Annotated in this window: 17 protein-coding genes; 6 read left to right on the forward strand and 11 right to left on the reverse strand. The window is 59.2% G+C overall.

The window, feature by feature from the left end; translation table 11 throughout:
• Positions 1–9: 9 nt before the first annotated feature.
• The 7 genes from QYE47_RS08820 to QYE47_RS08850 are packed head-to-tail and all read right to left on the reverse strand — an operon-like array spanning position 10 to position 6,908.
• Positions 10–735, reverse strand: coding sequence for a phosphocholine cytidylyltransferase family protein (locus QYE47_RS08820; RefSeq protein ID WP_014589662.1), 726 nt, complete (start codon positions 733–735; stop codon positions 10–12).
• A complete protein-coding gene (locus QYE47_RS08825; RefSeq protein WP_019437897.1) occupies positions 732–1,334 on the reverse strand; it encodes a type 1 glutamine amidotransferase in 603 nt (200 codons plus the stop codon). Before QYE47_RS08825 ends, QYE47_RS08820 begins: the two co-directional genes overlap by 4 nt.
• A complete protein-coding gene (locus QYE47_RS08830) occupies positions 1,331–2,395 on the reverse strand; it encodes a PEP-utilizing enzyme (protein WP_172830912.1) in 1,065 nt (354 codons plus the stop codon). The genes QYE47_RS08825 and QYE47_RS08830 overlap by 4 nt, the downstream gene beginning before the upstream one ends.
• A 6-nt stretch (positions 2,396–2,401) precedes the next feature.
• Entirely contained in the window at positions 2,402–3,691 is a 1,290-nt protein-coding gene (locus QYE47_RS08835) for a PEP/pyruvate-binding domain-containing protein (protein WP_172830913.1), read from the reverse strand.
• A gap of 59 nt (positions 3,692–3,750) precedes the next feature.
• Positions 3,751–5,061, reverse strand: a complete 1,311-nt coding sequence (locus QYE47_RS08840) for an ATP-grasp domain-containing protein (RefSeq protein ID WP_019437896.1) — start codon at positions 5,059–5,061, stop codon at positions 3,751–3,753.
• Positions 5,062–5,073: 12 nt separating this feature from the next.
• Entirely contained in the window at positions 5,074–5,691 is a 618-nt protein-coding gene (locus QYE47_RS08845) for a phosphatidylcholine/phosphatidylserine synthase (RefSeq protein ID WP_070383444.1), read from the reverse strand.
• A gap of 23 nt (positions 5,692–5,714) precedes the next feature.
• On the reverse strand, positions 5,715–6,908 hold the full coding sequence (locus tag QYE47_RS08850) for a hypothetical protein (RefSeq protein ID WP_070383445.1): 1,194 nt from the start codon (positions 6,906–6,908) through the stop codon (positions 5,715–5,717).
• A gap of 809 nt (positions 6,909–7,717) precedes the next feature.
• On the opposite strand from QYE47_RS08850, the gene hemA reads away from it, so the two are divergent.
• The 6 genes from hemA (at position 7,718) to QYE47_RS08880 (ending at position 13,068) form a co-directional block, all read left to right on the forward strand.
• Positions 7,718–8,995, forward strand: coding sequence for a glutamyl-tRNA reductase (hemA, locus tag QYE47_RS08855; RefSeq protein ID WP_010951977.1), 1,278 nt, complete (start codon positions 7,718–7,720; stop codon positions 8,993–8,995).
• The gene (gene prfA, locus QYE47_RS08860) at positions 8,992–10,074 is read left to right on the forward strand and encodes a peptide chain release factor 1 (RefSeq protein ID WP_003247392.1); all 1,083 of its coding nucleotides are present in this window, start codon (positions 8,992–8,994) and stop codon (positions 10,072–10,074) included. Before hemA ends, prfA begins: the two co-directional genes overlap by 4 nt.
• Positions 10,074–10,904 (forward strand): peptide chain release factor N(5)-glutamine methyltransferase, encoded by an 831-nt coding sequence (gene prmC / locus QYE47_RS08865; RefSeq protein ID WP_014589668.1) that lies wholly within the window; start codon positions 10,074–10,076, stop codon positions 10,902–10,904. The genes prfA and prmC overlap by 1 nt, the downstream gene beginning before the upstream one ends.
• Positions 10,898–11,653 (forward strand): molybdopterin-synthase adenylyltransferase MoeB, encoded by a 756-nt coding sequence (locus QYE47_RS08870; protein ID WP_014589669.1) that lies wholly within the window; start codon positions 10,898–10,900, stop codon positions 11,651–11,653. The genes prmC and QYE47_RS08870 overlap by 7 nt, the downstream gene beginning before the upstream one ends.
• Entirely contained in the window at positions 11,646–12,443 is a 798-nt protein-coding gene (gene murI, locus QYE47_RS08875; RefSeq protein ID WP_014589670.1) for a glutamate racemase, read from the forward strand. The genes QYE47_RS08870 and murI overlap by 8 nt, the downstream gene beginning before the upstream one ends.
• A gap of 106 nt (positions 12,444–12,549) precedes the next feature.
• Positions 12,550–13,068, forward strand: a complete 519-nt coding sequence (locus tag QYE47_RS08880; protein ID WP_014589671.1) for an acyloxyacyl hydrolase — start codon at positions 12,550–12,552, stop codon at positions 13,066–13,068.
• Between the two features lie 115 nt (positions 13,069–13,183).
• Here the strand turns inward: QYE47_RS08880 and QYE47_RS08885 are convergent, their stop codons facing one another.
• From QYE47_RS08885 to QYE47_RS08900, 4 genes are read right to left on the reverse strand one after another with little or no spacing between them, the layout of a single operon-like run.
• Entirely contained in the window at positions 13,184–13,882 is a 699-nt protein-coding gene (locus QYE47_RS08885; RefSeq protein ID WP_019437891.1) for an SDR family oxidoreductase, read from the reverse strand.
• Complete coding sequence (phrB, locus tag QYE47_RS08890) at positions 13,879–15,321, reverse strand: deoxyribodipyrimidine photo-lyase (protein ID WP_070383446.1); 1,443 nt, start codon at positions 15,319–15,321, stop codon at positions 13,879–13,881. Before phrB ends, QYE47_RS08885 begins: the two co-directional genes overlap by 4 nt.
• Positions 15,312–16,211 (reverse strand): MerR family transcriptional regulator, encoded by a 900-nt coding sequence (locus QYE47_RS08895; RefSeq protein ID WP_041166843.1) that lies wholly within the window; start codon positions 16,209–16,211, stop codon positions 15,312–15,314. Before QYE47_RS08895 ends, phrB begins: the two co-directional genes overlap by 10 nt.
• Positions 16,201–17,169, reverse strand: coding sequence for a DUF523 and DUF1722 domain-containing protein (locus QYE47_RS08900; protein ID WP_014589675.1), 969 nt, complete (start codon positions 17,167–17,169; stop codon positions 16,201–16,203). The genes QYE47_RS08895 and QYE47_RS08900 overlap by 11 nt, the downstream gene beginning before the upstream one ends.
• Positions 17,170–17,203: the final 34 nt, after the last annotated feature.

Below are 17,203 nucleotides of genomic sequence, written 5' to 3' on the forward strand. Positions count from 1 at the left end.
TTGTCGAGATCACCGGTCAGGATAGATCCGCTCATATAGTGCCACGTCGCTGGGGCAGTCAATTTCTCCCCAGGGAGCGTGCGTCGCCACGCCGGCGACTGGAAAACCTTCGCTGACTAGTGTCCCTAAAAGCGATGTCATGTCAGTTTGGTCTCGTGCCTGAGGCGTGAGCCCTTGCAATTGTTTTTTCAATGCCTGCCAACCCGCTGGCGTGACTTTGAACAAGCCCATGTACTGGCCCTGAATGACTTCAAGACTGGTAGCGGTCTGTCCAATAGCGCTCACCCATCCATCGACTAAGCGGAAGTTCTCCAGATCTGGTAGCGGATCGTTGAAGCGTTGCTGCCAGAGACGCACTGCGGCGGGATCGTAGCCCAGAACAATATCGGCTGGATGGTTAATTAGCTCGGATACTAGGGTGCTGTCGTAGAAGATGTCACCGTAGCTAACAAGGCAAGGCTCTGCGCTCAACCAATCGCTGGCGCAATTTAGAGAGCTGAAAATACCGGAGCTATGCCAGCGGTGGTTGTGAAACAAAGTGTCGGCGAATGGCGCAAGCATTTCGCTTCGATAGCCTGCAACGATGCCAACCTCGCTGACATCGCATCGACGGAGCGTTTCAATCGCGCGCTGTAGCAATGGCGCACCGTTAAAGGGTACCAAGGCCTTGGGGCGTTCATCGGTCAGGGCTTGTAAGCGGCTCCCGCGACCAGCAGCAAGAATGATGGCTTTCATGAAAAAGCTCCAAAGGCATGTCGCACGCGTTGAATATCCAATGGATCTGCAGGTAGTTCTCGCTCGGGGTGCCACATGATCCCGGTATGCCGACGGTGGTCGTCATACACAGCCTCGATCACGCCGTCGTCGGCCAGGGCTAGTACGTGGTAGCCGTCGGGCGCCTCGCGAAAGCCGTATTCATGATAGGAATTCACTCGCCGCCGTTGTTCTTGCATGTTGATCATGTGCTCACCTACATGGCCGGCCAAGCGTTCCAAAGTGCCGCCAGCTCGCGTCAACATTACCTGCATGCCGCGGCATACACCGAGCACCGGAAGCCTTAGATTTTCCGCAAGATCAAGCAAGACCCTCTCAGTGACGTCGCGTGTGTCGGCTGACCCACTCAGGGCCTGGCAACTCCCTCCACCAGTAAGCAGGAGGCCCTGAGGGCGCAATGATTGGACTAACGCCATGCTGACTCTCGGATCGTTTGGAAGGTACAGCGGGGTCAGCCCACATTGGCCTAAGAATTCAACCCAGCGCTGGTCAAGCGCGTCCCGCCATTCCTGGCGTTCGGCGTTGAACTGCCTGAGCATGGTCAGCCCAACCAAAATCATGCCAGCACCTGTATACGCCGCTCGGCGCAGTCGAGCAGCAGGCTTGTCGCCGCCAATAGGGTTTTGAATCGAGTATCGCCCACGCCGATAGCTGCGGGAATGGCGAACTCTCGGGCTCGGATCGACATATGCGAGTTCTCGCCTCCGTAGGCGGTGATGAAACCAGCAATGCGGTGGGTAAAAATCCAATCAAAACCCGGATCAGCGTTTTCGATTAAGACAATGCAACCCTCTATGTCCGGTGCCAATTGCCCTGGAAGCACATGGGCCACCCGCGCATGAGTGGCACTTCGAGTGATGAAGTTGGGATTGCACCAGTGCACTCGATGGCCGAATAGATCTTGCGGCTGACAGATGATGCTTGGCGTACGGACTAACTGCGTTTCATACCAGCGGCTGCGGTTGTGAGCAATCGCTTGGTGCAAACGTTTGCGATCGATGTCGGCGTAACCGCTGGTAAAGTCGGTGATTTGCGCAAAGCTGAGTTGGTCGCGGTCAAGACCATGTACCTCACCCCAATCGCATAGTGAGCGCAAAACATCCGAAACAAACGCTGCATAGAGGTATTTGAGCTTCTCGCGCGATGCAATAGCGGCCTGAGCAAATTGGAGGAACTGCTCGGCGGAAACGTTAAGACCGCACTGGTCGAAAGCTTGCTGCATGGCGTTGACCTGGGCCCGAGATACAGTTGGCCCGTTCGTAGATTTTGGGGGGCGTTGTAATGGGCGCTGCCAGTCAAAATAACTCTCCGGAGTCTCGTCGTAGCGCGCCACACGTATATCGTAGGTACCGGGCCGGACATGACCGTGGAGCTTTAGGAAATCGTCCTTATGCAACGTCTGGAAATCGCTGGCCATCTCGCGACCGATACTATTGACCCCTCCGGTCACATGATCGATGAAACCGGCAGATACTACCCCCGCTGTTTCCAGCGATTTAATTATTGCGGTACCTACGAACGCTGCACGGGCAGCGCCAGCGAATACTTCAGCGACTACGTTGGCCGCCGATAGAGCATTCCTCATACGTTGCAAGGACTCGCCCCGAGGTTGCCTCGCCATTAAACTCTACACCTTGTCAGTAATACTCGGTAGACGTGTCAGGTCGGAGAAGAACGGGCCGCTGGGGGAAATAATGTGCTCGGTCAACTGGCGTAGCTCGTTCAAGTAGCATTCGTGCTGCTCGGTACTAAGAGTCCGGAGCGCCGGCAGCGCGGCAGCGGCATCGGGGCTAGTAAGCTCTGGCGTGAAGCACGTAGGAATGATCGCGAACTCGATCTTGTCATGCAGATGAGGATGCATGGCCAAGTACTCGCCGCACTGTTCGACTACGCGCTCGGCAACATCTTGAGGTACCGAGGCAGGGATGAATGACTCGATGCTGTGGGCAATGCAGATGTAAGGAGAGCCACCCACCTGGTACATCAGCGGTTTGCGCCGCAGATCCCGGTAGCCGTATCGGAATCTGGCAGAGGCCCAATTAAGGTCAGTGATCAGCTCCTTATATAGCGAGTAGGCTAGCGCCCGCGGCTTGGTACCGATAATTTCCGCTGGGTTCCAGTCCGGCATAAGGCCAAGGAAGGCGGTCGACGTAGGACGCAGATGGTGTTGCTTGCAGATCAGCTCTTCGAACTGGGAAACCTCGTGCTCCAAAACTTTGCGTAGTTGGGCGTCGGCAAGTGCGTTGGCATTACGGGGCCCATCTGCGGTCATGGGACGCACTTGGAATAGTAGAGGGCCATCGACAGTGATCGCGAACTCTATGTCCAAGGCATCGCGCCCGGTTAGAACTTGTACCTCTTCGAGCAACGCAAACAGCCCTAGTAATTCCGCAGGCTCGCTTGCCGCCTCGCTGCCAAGGGAGACGAAAGAGTGCACAGTCTCGTTGCCGGTAGTGACACCGTCAGTACTGGCACCTGGTACATAGTCAACTACGTAATATGGCAAACCCGTCTCTGGATCACGGGTCATCGCCACTCCGCTGGCCAATACTCCTCTCGCCATCTGCTGCACCAGCACCTCATCGCGCTCGCGAGCTAGGCCGTAGGAGGCGATCACCGTCTTGATGGCTTCGCCGAGTGCCTGGCCGCCACACACATCTAGAACTGACGCGTACATTCCTGCACCGGAATGGCCGTCGCGGTCTTCGGCTAGGCAGCTGGATCGTACAATCAGCGGCTCATCGCCAAAGAACGCCTGACAGTGCGCGATCACTGCCTGCCAGTCCTCCCGCCACTGTGCCACGGTGAATCGATGAAGGGGCAACACTTGACCGGTGCTCAGAAGTGGTGCCAGTTGCTGCAGGGTATCGGCCTTGCCGGAAAAAGCGAACACGGGAGAAGGATTTAATGAGTGCATATGTCTTCCCTAATCAGTCGAATCAGTCCGTTGCAGGGGGCTGTCAGTTCATGTCAGGTTTAAGCCAACTCGGCGCCGGTATAAGTCGCGAGTTCAAGGCCGTAAAGTGAGGACAGCTCGCGCAGGAAGCGATTGCCCTTTTTCGCCGCAGAGTGGGGGCAGTCGTCCTCAACGATGACGTGGCCAATTGTGCCGATGTTGCCGCTATAGACGTTTACCGCCTGGCCAGGCGCAACGTGGGCGGTGCAAAACCGGATGGCGTACTTGTCCAGTAATGGCTGTAGGGTGTCGGGGTCATAGTCGTGGGCGATATGACCGCCATTGCGGGAGGCGACAGTTACGACGCTACCTGCGCGCTGAAGCACTGAGTCGTCAATTAGAATGGGCTCGCCCAGGTGCAGACGGACTAGCAGTTCGAACGGGTCGATGCCGGTCAGCATCCGGTACATCTGCGGCGCTACGCTACCCATCATGCGTGCGTTGATCTCCACTAGACAGGGCCCTTTGGCATCGCGCAACAGTTCAACATGATAAAGGCCAACATCCAGCCCCAGAGCGCTGAACACTGCCTGCACATATGCTTTGATCTCGTCGCGCTGTGCTGCGTCAAGGCCTGACGGCATGGTCGCGGTCATTTCTAATATTTCGCTATAGTCGGCGCGGAAACGGATGGTGGTCGCAAAGCAGGAGACCTTGGTGTCCTGGACGATGACTTCCGCTGAATGCAATGTACCGTCGATGTATTGCTCGACCAGATAGTCGCGGCTTACCAAGTGGTCGATCATAGGATCAGCACCCTTGCGACTCTGGCGCAACTCGGCGAGAAAGGCGTCAAAGTCGGTCTGGCTATGGCAAATGGCGGAAAACTGCTTGGCGAATCCTCGGGTCGGCTTGACAACGAATGGCAGCGACAAACTCGGAACGACCCCATTGATCAGTTGCTCCTCGCTTAGTACTTCAAAATCAGGAGAGCGTAGTCCGTGTGCCCGCAGCGTTTCGCGCAGTCGACTCTTGTATACCGCCCCGCACAGAGCTTCGTACCTCGGGTAGAGGGTGCCGAGGCGCTGGGCCTCACGCGCCACCGGTACTATGGCTGCTTCAGAGGTAGAGATCAGGGCGTCAATAGGGCGCTCTGCGTGCAGGTTTGCCAACAACCGGCTGAATTCGCCGCCTTCCAGATTATCGATACGCAAATAAGCATCCACATATCGCAGGTAAGGCTCGAGACGGGAGGTGTCGTCCTTGATCGAGATCGTCAGGAACGAGGCGTCGCGCTGATGAATGAAGGTGACGTGGCAGCCAAGCCGTTTGGCTGCCTCAAAAGCCAGCAGGCCGCTTACGGTGCTGTCGACGAAAACCACGTGTTTCATTGGAACCTCGGATTACCAGGGATGAAAGTAAATAGTGCTGAGCCCGAACAGCATTGCGAAGCAAGCGACCGTCGAAGGTGCGCCATACTTGGGAATTCTCAAGCTGGTGACCTGGAGGATGCCGACCAGCGCCATTAGGCCGACGATCACACCGGCACCGTAATGCCCGGCCGATAACCCCATCAGCGCCAGCGCAAAGACAAATCCTGAATATGTGGTGGGTAGCCCCTGATATCCCCCGCCAGCCGATGTGCCGGGCATGCCAAACAGCGATAGCCGCAAAATGGCCGTGAAAACCAGAGTTACTGCGGCCAGCGTGGCCGAAAGAGACTGGTCGAGGATCAGGATGACAAGGGCTGGCGTGACGCTGAAATTGAGCAAGTCGGCAAAACTGTCTAGATGCGTGCCGAAGGCCCGTTGCGCGCTGTTCGCAGCCAGGTAGCGCCGCGCTATGTGGCCGTCAAGGAAATCGAGCATCGCGGCCAGGCAAATCACCGTCGCCGCCAGAACAAACCGTCTTTGCAACGCAAAATAAACAGTACCGAAGGCCAGGCCGATATTGAATATTGTTAATATGTTCGCCAAATCCAAAAGACGGACGAACGGAAATACACGCGCCAATGTGGGCATATTGTTCTCCTTGAAGAAATTATTTAGACAGATTGTTTTCCCTTGATCGCAACTGTCGTTCGCAGGGCGTTGGATGCGACGAAATAGAAAACAATGAAGATAATGCTCGTGCTGAACAGGCCAACATACTTAACCAGTATTGAGCCGGCGAAGATGGTGATTATCATGCCTAAGTAGACCCCCGCATACTGGACAGATGCCATCAACGGCATGGCGCTGGTAGGTGTGCTCCTGACAAGATCGGCTTGCAACTTGAAAAATGCCAGTTCGAAAAAGAATATGTAGAGAAAATACGCGATGTAACTGGACTGAATATCATGGCCGAACGCTGCGAGCATCATGAACAGGCCGCTGACTACAGCCATCGGCATAGGTAGCGGTTGCACATTACACTTGCCCAAACGATAGAACAGTACTGCGCCCACCAAAGCTGCCACACTATTGACGGCCTGCAACAAACCGACATACACCTCTCCCAAGCCCAGCACATGGGCCGGTAACAGCACCCTGGACACATTGAAGAAGCCCTGAAAAAGGCTGACGAAGACGATGAACTGATAGAGGCTGAGGCGTAGCGCGGGATACTCCTGCAAAAGCGAACCAAGGGCAGTCAATAGTCTTGGTGCGACCTGCACGGTGATCGGAGGCTTTGTTGGCGCAGGTAGTAGATAGGCCGCCAAAGCCGCGATGGAAAAAAGACTGACAGTAATGAGCAGGGCTAACCCAGGCGTCATGTTGGCTTTGAACAGTAGCAGACTGATGCCTGCCAGGCCGCCGGCAATGAATTGTGCGGTGAGTGTCAGAGGCACTGAGCTGGCGATTTGCGCACCCGGGAAATAACACTTGATGGCAACAATACGCCCTACCCGTTGCAGCGCATCCAGGGTGCCAATGACTACCGCGCCTAACACGGCGACTTCCACATGATGTGGCAGGATCTTGTAGGTGACCGCCGCGCAGCCCAGCGACGCCAAGTTGGCACTCCACAGCAAGGTGCGTGGCGCTAGATAGTCAGCCAGTCGGTAGATTGGAGCGACAAAAATTACCGGCAGAACCATTGGTGCAAACAGCACCACTTGGGAAAGTATTAGACTAGCAGTATGAGCATAAATATAGTAGGAAAAATAAATATAGCTCAGCGTAGAGGCCGAAATAGCACACAAGTTAACGCCCCAAAGAAGCATTGAGTGCCTACGAGATGCTGCAAATTCTTCCATTGCTCGCGCCTATTATATAGCTTCCTGCCATGCACGAAGCATACCCTGCATTGGAAATCGTTTTAAGATAAGCTTAACAAAACTGAAATATAAAAATGCTTGTTGTTGGTGTGTCAGCAAGTAAGTGTGCATCATTTCAGTTCATCATTACCGCTGCTGATCCTCATCAACAAAACTTCTAATAATCGGCAAAATTAATAGCTACAAATAAACCGACGGACTGATAGCTCGATGCTATCCAACTCGTATCGCTGTCTCAGTGAGGAATATCGATGTAGCGGCGTCAAGACTAGGTCCGGAAGGAGGGTAGGGCAACAGCTGGGCATGTATTTGGGAAATGGACTACAAGACTGTGGATAAATCTTTTGGAAATATGTCAAAAGTCTTCTCGACCCGGTCGGCGTAGTTGGCTAGGGCGATGTCGAGCCGATGGCTCTGGCTTTTGCTCTTACTGTCGCTTCTAAGCGCGCGGTTGATCAGGCGCTGCAGATTGCGACTTCAGGAGGCCGAGCGTAGGGCTTGCTCCCGGGAGGACCGCGCTGCAGGCCCCATCCTGGGGCACAGCGCTTGACGGGCATCCATGCCCGTCACCTCCCTGCGCAAGGCCTGCGTTCGGCCTCCTGAAGTCGCGAAGATCAAGGTCAGGATCAAAAGCCAGATCAAAAGCCGGCAAGACCTGAAAACACCGCTAGGGCAGGCTACGAAAAGGCGATAGCCGCAGGACTATCAGCACAATAGCGAACGGTGGTTGTCCAAAAACCTGCGAAAGAGGACAATTATCGGCTTCCCGTCACAACCAGCGACCTTGCATGGCCTTTCTTGCACTTGGTATCAACCATAAGACTGCCTCGGTAGACGTACGCGAGCGCGTGGCGTTTACCCCAGAGCAGCTGGTAGACGCCCTGCAGCAGCTCTGCAGACTGACGTCCAGCCGCGAGGCGGCGATCCTGTCGACCTGCAACCGCAGTGAACTCTATATAGAGCAGGACCACCTGTCCGCCGACGCCGTGCTGCAGTGGCTGGCCGACTATCACCGCCTCAGCATCGACGAGCTGCGCGCCAGCGCCTACGTGCATGAAGAGCACGACGCCGTGAAGCACATGATGCGCGTGGCCTCAGGCCTGGACTCGCTGGTTCTGGGCGAGCCTCAAATCCTGGGCCAGATGAAGTCCGCCTACGCCGTGGCCCGCGAAGCCGGTACCGTCGGGCCGTTGCTCGGGCGCCTGTTCCAGGCCACCTTCAGCGCCGCCAAGCAGGTGCGTACCGATACGGCCATCGGTGAAAACCCGGTTTCGGTTGCGTTCGCCGCGGTCAGCCTGGCCAAACAGATTTTCGCCGACCTGGGCCGCAGCCAGGCCCTGCTGATCGGTGCCGGCGAAACCATCACCCTGGTCGCCCGCCACCTGCACGAGCAGGGCGTACGCCGTATCGTGGTGGCCAACCGCACCCTGGAGCGTGCCAGCATCCTGGCCGAGCAGTTCGGTGCGCATGCCGTGCTGCTGGCAGACATCCCACAGGAACTGGCCAACAGTGACATCGTGATCAGTTCCACCGCCAGTCAGTTGCCGATCCTGGGTAAAGGCGCGGTCGAGAGTGCTCTGAAACAGCGCCGACACAAGCCGATTTTCATGGTCGACATCGCTGTACCTCGCGATATCGAAACCGAAGTAGGCGAGCTGGACGATGTCTACCTGTACACCGTCGACGACCTGCACGATGTAGTGGCAGAAAACCTCAAGAGCCGCCAGGGTGCGGCTCAGGCGGCCGAAGAGCTGGTATCCGTGGGCGCCGAAGACTTCATGCTGCGCCTGCGCGAACTGGCTGCAGTGGACGTGCTCAGGGCCTATCGCCAGCAAAGTGAGCGCCTTCGCGACGAAGAACTGCAAAAGGCCCTGCGCCTGCTGGCCAATGGCGGCAACCCCGAAGACGTGCTGGCCCAGCTGGCCCGGGGCCTGACCAACAAACTCCTGCATGCGCCCAGCGTGCAGCTGAAAAAGCTCTCGGCCGAGGGCCGCCTCGATGCGCTGGCCATGGCCCAGGAACTCTTTGCCCTCAATGAGGGCTCCACGGACAAATCCCCGCAATGAAAGCGTCGCTGCTGAACAAACTGGAAATCCTCCAGGACCGTTTCGAAGAACTCACCGCCCTGCTCGGTGACGCCGAGGTTATTTCCGACCAGACGCGTTTTCGCGCCTACTCCCGCGAGTATGCCGAGGTAGAGCCGGTCTACGCTGCTTATAAAGAGTGGCGCAAAGTCCAGGACGACCTCGAAGGCGCCCAGGCGCTGCTCAAGGACAGTGACCCGGACCTGCGTGAAATGGCCGTGGAAGAGGTGCGTGAAGCCAAGGAGCAACTGTTGACCCTGGAGGCGCAGCTGCAACGCATGCTGCTGCCTAAAGACCCCAACGACGGTCGTAACGTGTTTCTCGAAATCCGCGCCGGTACGGGTGGCGACGAGGCAGCCATCTTCTCTGGTGACCTGTTCCGCATGTATTCGCGCTACGCCGAAAAGCGCGGCTGGCGCCTGGAGATCTTGTCCGAGAACGAAGGCGAGCACGGCGGCTACAAGGAAATCATTGCCCGCGTCGAGGGTGAGAATGTCTACGGCAAGCTCAAGTTCGAGTCCGGTGCACACCGGGTTCAGCGTGTGCCCGAGACCGAGTCCCAAGGCCGTGTCCACACTTCCGCGTGCACGGTGGCGGTGCTCCCCGAGCCGGACGAGCAGGCCGCCATCGAAATCAACCCGGCCGACTTGCGCGTGGATACCTACCGTGCCTCCGGTGCCGGCGGCCAGCACGTCAACAAGACCGATTCGGCGATCCGTATCACTCACTTGCCCACCGGTATCGTGGTCGAATGCCAGGAGGAGCGCTCGCAGCACAAGAACCGTGCTCGCGCCATGTCCTGGCTGTCGGCCAAGCTGAACGACATGCAGACCAGTGCCGCGCAGAACGCCATTGCCAGTGAGCGCAAGCTGTTGGTGGGTTCCGGTGACCGCTCCGAGCGCATCCGCACCTACAATTATCCACAGGGGCGGGTGACCGATCACCGCATCAACCTGACCTTGTACTCGCTGGACGACATCCTCAGCGGTGGCGTAGACGCGGTGATCGAACCGCTGCTGGCCGAATACCAGGCCGATCAACTGGCCGCCTTGGGGGACTGATGACTGTCATCGCCAGCCTGTTGCGCAACGCGCAGTTGCCTGAATCGCCCACTGAGCGCCTGGATGCCGAACTGCTGCTGGCTGCGGCCATCGGTAAATCGCGCAGCTACCTGCATACCTGGCCCGAGCGTATCGTCAGCAGCGAAGATGCCGAGACCTATGCCGGCTACCTGAAGCGCCGCCGTGGCGGCGAGCCAGTGGCCTATATCCTTGGGCTGCAGGGCTTCTGGAAGATCGACCTGGAGGTCGCGCCGCATACCCTGATCCCGCGGCCGGATACCGAACTGCTGGTCGAGACGGCGCTTGAACTGCAACCCGCTTCGCCAGCCAAGGTCCTCGACCTGGGTACCGGTACGGGTGCCATCGCTCTGGCGCTGGCCAGCGAGCGCCCGGCGTGGCAGGTGACAGCGGTTGACCGGGTGGAGGAGGCTGCTGCCCTCGCCGAGCGCAACCGCCAGCGGTTGGGCCTGGCCAACGCTCGGGTACGGCTAAGCCACTGGTTCGACAGCCTGGCCGGGGAGCGTTTCGACCTCATTGTCAGCAACCCTCCCTACATTGCCGCTGAAGACCCGCACCTGGTGGCCGGCGACGTGCGTTTCGAACCCAGCAGTGCCCTGGTGGCCGGTGCCGATGGCCTGGACGACCTTCGCGTGATCGCCGCCCAGGCCCCCGCGCACTTGTTGCCAGGTGGTTGGCTACTGCTGGAACATGGCTACGATCAGGCGGCAGCGGTACGCGCTCTGCTGGCTGAACATGGCTTTATCGAGGTGGCCAGCCGCACGGACCTGGGCGGCCATGAACGCATTACCCTGGGGCGACTGCCATGCTGAGTGATCAGGAACTGCTGCGTTACAGCCGCCAAGTGCTGCTGGCCCAGATCGACATCGATGGCCAGCTGCGGCTCAAGCAGAGCAAAGCGCTGATCATCGGGCTGGGTGGCCTGGGCTCGCCAGTCGCCCTGTACCTGGCCGCCGCTGGCGTGGGTGAGCTGCACCTGGCCGACTTCGACACCGTTGACCTGACCAACCTGCAACGCCAGGTCATCCACGACAGTGCCAGCGTTGGCATGAGCAAGGTCGACTCGGCCTTGCAGCGCTTGCAGGCAATCAACCCGGAAGTCAGCCTGGTTGCTCACCGCCAGGCACTGGACGAGGACTCGCTGGTGGCTGCGGTGGCGGCGGTCGACCTGGTGCTGGACTGCTCCGACAATTTCTCTACCCGCGAGGCGGTCAACGCTGCCTGTGTCGCCGCCGGCAAGCCGCTGGTCAGCGGAGCAGCAATCCGTCTGGAAGGTCAGCTGTCGGTGTTCGACCCGCGGCGTGACTACAGCCCGTGCTATCACTGCCTGTACGGGCATGGTAGCGAAGCTGAACTGACCTGCAGCGAAGCAGGCGTCATTGGCCCGCTGGTGGGGCTGGTGGGAAGCCTGCAGGCGCTGGAGGCGATGAAACTGCTGGCTGGCTTCGGTGAGCCGTTGGTCGGCCGCTTGCTGTTGATCGATGCCCTCGGCACCCGTATCCGCGAGCTTCGTGTCAAGCGCGACCCGGCTTGCACGGTCTGTGGTAAGCGCGATGGCTGAGCGCTCGGCGCCGATCGGCGTCATGGACTCGGGGGTTGGCGGTTTGTCGGTGCTGGCCGAGATCCAGCGCCTGCTGCCTAACGAAACGTTGCTGTATGTGGGCGATTGCGGGCATATACCCTACGGTGAGAAGTCGCCGGACTATATCCGCGAGCGCTGCCGGCACATTGCCGGGTTCTTCCATGAGCAAGGCGCAAAGGCCATGGTGTTGGCCTGCAACACCGCCACGGTGGCGGCAGTGGCCGACCTGCGTGAGTTGTATCCGACCTGGCCGTTGGTGGGCATGGAACCGGCCGTCAAGCCTGCAGCGGCAGCCACCCGCTCGGGCGTGGTCGGTGTGCTGGCCACCACCGGTACCCTGCAGAGTGCCAAGTTCGCAGCCTTGCTCGACCGCTTCGCCAACGACGTACAGGTTATTACCCAGCCTTGCCCGGGGCTGGTCGAACTGATCGAAACCGGTGACCTTGCAAGTCCGGCGTTGCGCCAGATGCTGCAAGGTTACGTGCAGCCGCTGCTGGCAGCAGGTTGCGACACGCTGATCCTCGGCTGCACCCATTACCCTTTCCTTCGCCCATTGCTGGCCGGCATGGTGCCGGATGACGTGGCCATCATCGACACCGGCGCGGCCGTGGCGCGTCAGTTGCGACGGCTGCTGGGTGCCAATGATCTATTGGCCGAAGGCCCGGCCGGCGCTGCACGCTTCTGGACAAGCGCTGACCCAGAAGCCTTAAGAAAAATCCTACCTGTGCTGTGGCATAAGTCTGACGATGTGCAAAGCTTTGCGTTGTGAAAAAAACGTGAAAAAAGGCTGAACTATCGTTCCACTTCTGCTTTCTACCGCTTTGCCTGAGATGAGGCGGACACTAACAACAGCATCAGAAAGAAGGATGTTTCTTATGAGGAAACTGCTCGGCTTGGCAGCGACTGCTGCCTTTGTTTTGGGGCAAGCGATGTCGGCACAAGCTGCCGATGTTTCGTTCTCGGTGGGGCAGACTGGCGATTCGACAATGGTCTACCGGCTAGGGCTGCAATCGAATTGGGACGCGAGTTGGTGGCAGACCAGCGTTGGTCGGCTGACCGGCTATTGGGATGGGGCCTACACCTACTGGGATGGCGACGAGACCGCGAGCAATCACAGCCTGTCCTTCGCGCCGGTGTTCGTCTATGAGTTTGCCGGGGAGTCGGTGAAGCCTTACATCGAAGCCGGCATCGGGGTGGCGGCGTTCTCCAGCACCGAACTGGAAAGCAACGAGCTGGGTTCGGCGTTCCAGTTCGAGGACCGCATTGGTTTTGGTTTGCGCTTTGCCGGCGGGCATGAGATTGGGGTGCGGGCGATTCACTATTCCAACGCCGGCATCAAAGAGCCCAACGATGGTGTAGAAAGCTACAGCCTGCATTACAGAATGGCGCTCTGAGTTCACCTGCATTCGCGGGCAATGCCCGCTCCTGCCGGAATACCACAGCATTAAAGGTCTGGGTAATCTGCGGGAGCGGGCTTGCCCGCGAAGAAGGTAATGCTGATTTCAGCGGTCAACGCGCCAGCGGCCACAGGCTACTGAGGTCCAGCGTCTCCAGGACCAGTTCGGGTTCCCTCTGAGGCCACCGGCGCAGCAACTCCTCTGCGGCACTGCCGGGCGTCCACGCCTCCGGTATCGCCTGTGTCGACGTTACCGTAACCTTCAACGATTGTGGCCCTACGATGGTCAGTGCTATCCCTTGGTCCTCAAGGGCCTTGCGCTGCTCACGCAGCCATTGCGGCAAGTTGTTCCAGCCCGCAGTCACCTGTGTCGGTGCAAACAGCTGCAACGCCGAATAGCGGTTGAAAAGCCCCATCACCTGGGGCGACTGCCCCTTTGCCAGCAATGGCAGCGCTTTGCTCAGGCAATGCTCTGCGGCCAGCTGGTTGGTGGTGACGATTGCTTCGATCAGCTCACTGTCACTGACATTGTCTGGCAGGTAATCGGTGGTGCCGGTGTTGAGGATCAGCCCGTCCAGCGAACACCAGGCATGGCAGATTTGTTGGCACGCATGGGTGACGTGTTGTTCTTCCTGCAACTGCCACGGCAAACGCAACAATTGGCTGCCGTAGCGTGTCCCCAAATCATCCAGTGCATCGCTATCCTTGCCACTCGCGGCAACGCGATGTCCTTCATCGAGCATCCGCTCCACCAAAGCCAAGCCAAGTCCGTTGCTTGCGCCTGTAACCCAGAAACTACGCGAGTTAATCAAGACGTTATCCCCTGATTCTGCCGGCGTGGCAGCCCTTTGAACGCTTCCAGGGCCCGCTGGCGACTGCTGCTGAGATCTACGATTGGACTTAGGTACGAAGTATTACCGAAAAGGTCCGTCGGTTTAATGGGTTGATGGATGGCTTTTTCATCGAGCTCCTGTAGTTCCGGTACCCAGTGGCGAATGAACTGACCCTGTGGATCGAAGCGCTGCGACTGTGAAACCGGGTTGAAGATACGGAAATAGGGCACTGCGTCGGTGCCGGTGGACGCACTCCACTGCCAACCCCCGTTGTTGGCGGCCAGGTCGCCGTCTATCAGGTGGCGCATGAAGTGCCGCTCGCCCTTGCGCCAGTCAATCAGCAGGTTCTTGCTGAGGAACATGGCCACGACCATGCGCAAGCGGTTGTGCATCCACCCGGTGTGCAGCAGCTGGCGCATGGCGGCATCGATGATCGGGAAGCCGGTGCGGCCCTGCTCCCAGGCCTCCAGGTCTGCCGGGGCGTCACGCCAGGGCAGGGCTTCGGTCTGGGCGCGGAAGGCGCGGTGGCGCGAGACCTGTGGATAACCGCTGAGGATGTGCTTGTAGAACTCACGCCAGAGTAGCTCATTGATCCAGGTCTGCACGCCTGTGCTGCCACTGTCGAACTCGCCCCGGTTGCCGGCCAGTGCGCCGTGCAAGCATTGGCGGGGCGAAATCACGCCGGCGGCCAGGTAGGGGGAAAGCTGGCTGGTACCGGGCTTGGCAGGCAAGTCGCGCAGGTGGTGGTAGTCGTCGATGGTTTCGTCCAGGAAGCGTGACAGGCGGGACTGTGCCTCAGCTTCACCGGCTGGCCAGTGGTCGCGCAGTGTGTGCGTGGTTTTTCCGAAGCCCTCGACATGTTGCGGGATCGGGTCGCTGCCGATGTTCAGCGGGGCCTGGCGCTTCACCCGCCGTGCCAGGGACGGCAGGCTGCGGTGCAGATGCTCCAGGCAGGTTTTCTTGAACTGGCTGAACACCTGGAAGTAATCGCCACTGCGAGTCAGTACGGTGCCCGGACGGAAGAATAGTTGGTCGAGGTAGCTGTGCGCCTGGATGGCCGACTTTTCCAGCAATGCCCGGGTGGCATCATCCCGGCGCTGCTCATTGATGCCGTACTCCTCGTTCCAGTGCACGCTTTGCACCTGATGTTGGCGGCAGATATCGAGCACCGCCTGTGGCGCCTGGTCCCAGGTATCGATTGTGCGGATCAGCAGGGGGATGTTCAGCTTTTCCAGTGATTGGCGCAGGTCATGCAGGTTACGCAGCCAGAAGTCGACTTTGCAGTCGGCATCGTCATGGGCTTGCCATTGTCCGGGGCTGACCAGCCACAGGGCGATGGTCGGGCCGCGTTCGGTAGAGGCGCTGAGTGCAGTGTTGTCATCGATACGCAGGTCGCTGCGCAGCCAGGTCAGGTGCATGGGGTATTTATCTCTACAGGCTGTCGATCATGGGCTTGAAGCACGCGCAATGCCGCCTGCGGGGTGTCGAACAGGAAAAGGTCGGGTAGCTCAAAAGCCTTCAAGCGGGCTTCATGCAGCGCCAGCGTGGCACCGCCCAGCAGCTTGGGGATCGGCAAGCCTTGCAGGGTGCGCAGCAACGCCTTGTCGTCGATGCGTGGCCCCAGGTGCAGGAGTAAGGCGCGTGGTTTGAGCGCGTTGACGGCGCTTAGCAATTGCGGGCCTGCGACAGGCTGCTCGAGCACCTCGACCGGGAAGCCATTGCTGGTGAGTAGCCAGGCGCACAACCATAAGTCCGGGCTGAAGGTGCGTTCGCAGTCTTCGGCCAGCAACACGGCAGGCCCTTGCAGCAGCTGGTTGTCGTGGTACACGCGGGCACCGAGCTTGCTGCGCAGCCAGCTGTGAAAAAACACCTGCTCCAGCCGAGCGTTGAAGTAATTGCGCCAGCGCAGGTCGAGCATGTCGAGTAGCGGCAGCAGCAATTGCTCGCACAGGGTGACTGCCGGGTACAGCGCCATGGCCTGGTTGAGTTGCTGGTCGAGGGCGCGCTGTGAAAGGCCGGCGATGGCTTCGATCAGCTGGAGTTGCCGGGCTTGCCAGTCACCCTTCGGTGGGGTGCTGGCGGGTTTGTCGAGCAACTCGCGGACTTGGCCGACCGACGCGCCACGCTGCAGCCAGGCCAGGACGGACTCGACGCGTTCGACCTGCTCAAGTGGGTACAGGCGATGCCCCTTGGCGGTGCGCTGTGGCTTGAGCAACCCGTACCGGCGCTCCCAGGCGCGCAGGGTGACCGGGTTGACGCCAGTGCGACGGGCAAGTTCGCCAATGGGCAGCAAGTCCTCAGACCGCATTGCGCAAGCCCAGGCTCTCGGGGTGAGGCTGCAGGTAGGCTTGTTGCTGCAGGTAGGGGTCTGGGTGCTTGCGCAAATGATGTTTGAGCAGGGTCAGTGGCACTACCAGAGGTACCACGCCTTGTTGGTATTGGCCGATGACTGCCTGCAACTCGGCCTTGTCCTGCTGTGTCAGGGCATCCTTGAAGTAGCCGCTCAGGTGCTGCAGCACGTTACTGTGGGTGCCGCGGCTGGCGCAGCGGCGCAGGGCCTGCATCAGCTGGCTGAAATAGCGCGGGCCGATGGTCTGTGGTTCATCAGCCTTGCTCATGCTGCCAAGCAGGCGGCCGAGCGTGCGATAGGCCTGGGGGTTGTTGGCCATCAGCAAATACTTGTAGCGCGAATGAAAGCGCACCAGCGCGCCACGGTTCAGGCCCTCGGCCAGCAGGCGCTGCCAGTCGGCGTAGGCGTAAACGCGGCTTATGAAGTTCTCGCGCAGCACGGGGTCATGCAGGCGGCCTTCTTCTTCTACTGGCAGGTCCGGGCGCAATGCGCAGAAAGCCTGGGCATAGACGCCACGGCCGCCATGCACGGCCGGGTGGCCGTTGTCCTGATAAACCTTTACCCGTTCCAGGCCGCATGAAGGTGACTTCTGCATGAAGATGTAGCCGCAGATGTCGTCAAGCTCGTTGGCCATCTGCTCGCCATAGGTGCGCAGCGGGTCTGTAAGGTCCTTGCCAGGGTCGCGGGTGCCGACCACTTCGGGTTGCTCGGGGTTGCCGACCAGGCGAATCGGGTCGCGCGGGACACCCAGGCCGATTGCCACTTCCGGACACACGGGTAGCCAGTCGAAGTGCTGTTCCAGCTGTTTACGGCACAGGTCGGAGGCCTTGTGGCCGCCGTTGTAGCGCACGCTGTGCCCGGTCAGGCAGGCGCTGATGGCGATACGCGGCTTGCTGTGGGCGGAAGGGTCGTGCATGGCTGCCTCCGAAAATAAACCTGTACGTGACTCG

The organism is Pseudomonas sp. 2,4-D (assembly GCF_030418155.1).
Classification (GTDB): Bacteria; Pseudomonadota; Gammaproteobacteria; order Pseudomonadales; family Pseudomonadaceae; genus Aquipseudomonas; species Aquipseudomonas alloputida.

Coding starts and splice junctions, on each gene's coding strand:
- QYE47_RS08820 (WP_014589662.1), bottom strand. CDS start 735: ATGAAAGCCATCATTCTTGCTGCTGGTCGCGGGAGCCGCTTACAAGCC.
- QYE47_RS08825 (WP_019437897.1), bottom strand. CDS start 1,334: ATGATTTTGGTTGGGCTGACCATGCTCAGGCAGTTCAACGCCGAACGC.
- QYE47_RS08830 (WP_172830912.1), bottom strand. CDS start 2,395: ATGGCGAGGCAACCTCGGGGCGAGTCCTTGCAACGTATGAGGAATGCT.
- QYE47_RS08835 (WP_172830913.1), bottom strand. CDS start 3,691: ATGCACTCATTAAATCCTTCTCCCGTGTTCGCTTTTTCCGGCAAGGCC.
- QYE47_RS08840 (WP_019437896.1), bottom strand. CDS start 5,061: ATGAAACACGTGGTTTTCGTCGACAGCACCGTAAGCGGCCTGCTGGCT.
- QYE47_RS08845 (WP_070383444.1), bottom strand. CDS start 5,691: ATGCCCACATTGGCGCGTGTATTTCCGTTCGTCCGTCTTTTGGATTTG.
- QYE47_RS08850 (WP_070383445.1), bottom strand. CDS start 6,908: ATGGAAGAATTTGCAGCATCTCGTAGGCACTCAATGCTTCTTTGGGGC.
- hemA (WP_010951977.1), top strand. CDS start 7,718: ATGGCCTTTCTTGCACTTGGTATCAACCATAAGACTGCCTCGGTAGAC.
- prfA (WP_003247392.1), top strand. CDS start 8,992: ATGAAAGCGTCGCTGCTGAACAAACTGGAAATCCTCCAGGACCGTTTC.
- prmC (WP_014589668.1), top strand. CDS start 10,074: ATGACTGTCATCGCCAGCCTGTTGCGCAACGCGCAGTTGCCTGAATCG.
- QYE47_RS08870 (WP_014589669.1), top strand. CDS start 10,898: ATGCTGAGTGATCAGGAACTGCTGCGTTACAGCCGCCAAGTGCTGCTG.
- murI (WP_014589670.1), top strand. CDS start 11,646: ATGGCTGAGCGCTCGGCGCCGATCGGCGTCATGGACTCGGGGGTTGGC.
- QYE47_RS08880 (WP_014589671.1), top strand. CDS start 12,550: ATGAGGAAACTGCTCGGCTTGGCAGCGACTGCTGCCTTTGTTTTGGGG.
- phrB (WP_070383446.1), bottom strand. CDS start 15,321: ATGCACCTGACCTGGCTGCGCAGCGACCTGCGTATCGATGACAACACT.
- QYE47_RS08895 (WP_041166843.1), bottom strand. CDS start 16,211: ATGCGGTCTGAGGACTTGCTGCCCATTGGCGAACTTGCCCGTCGCACT.
- QYE47_RS08900 (WP_014589675.1), bottom strand. CDS start 17,169: ATGCACGACCCTTCCGCCCACAGCAAGCCGCGTATCGCCATCAGCGCC.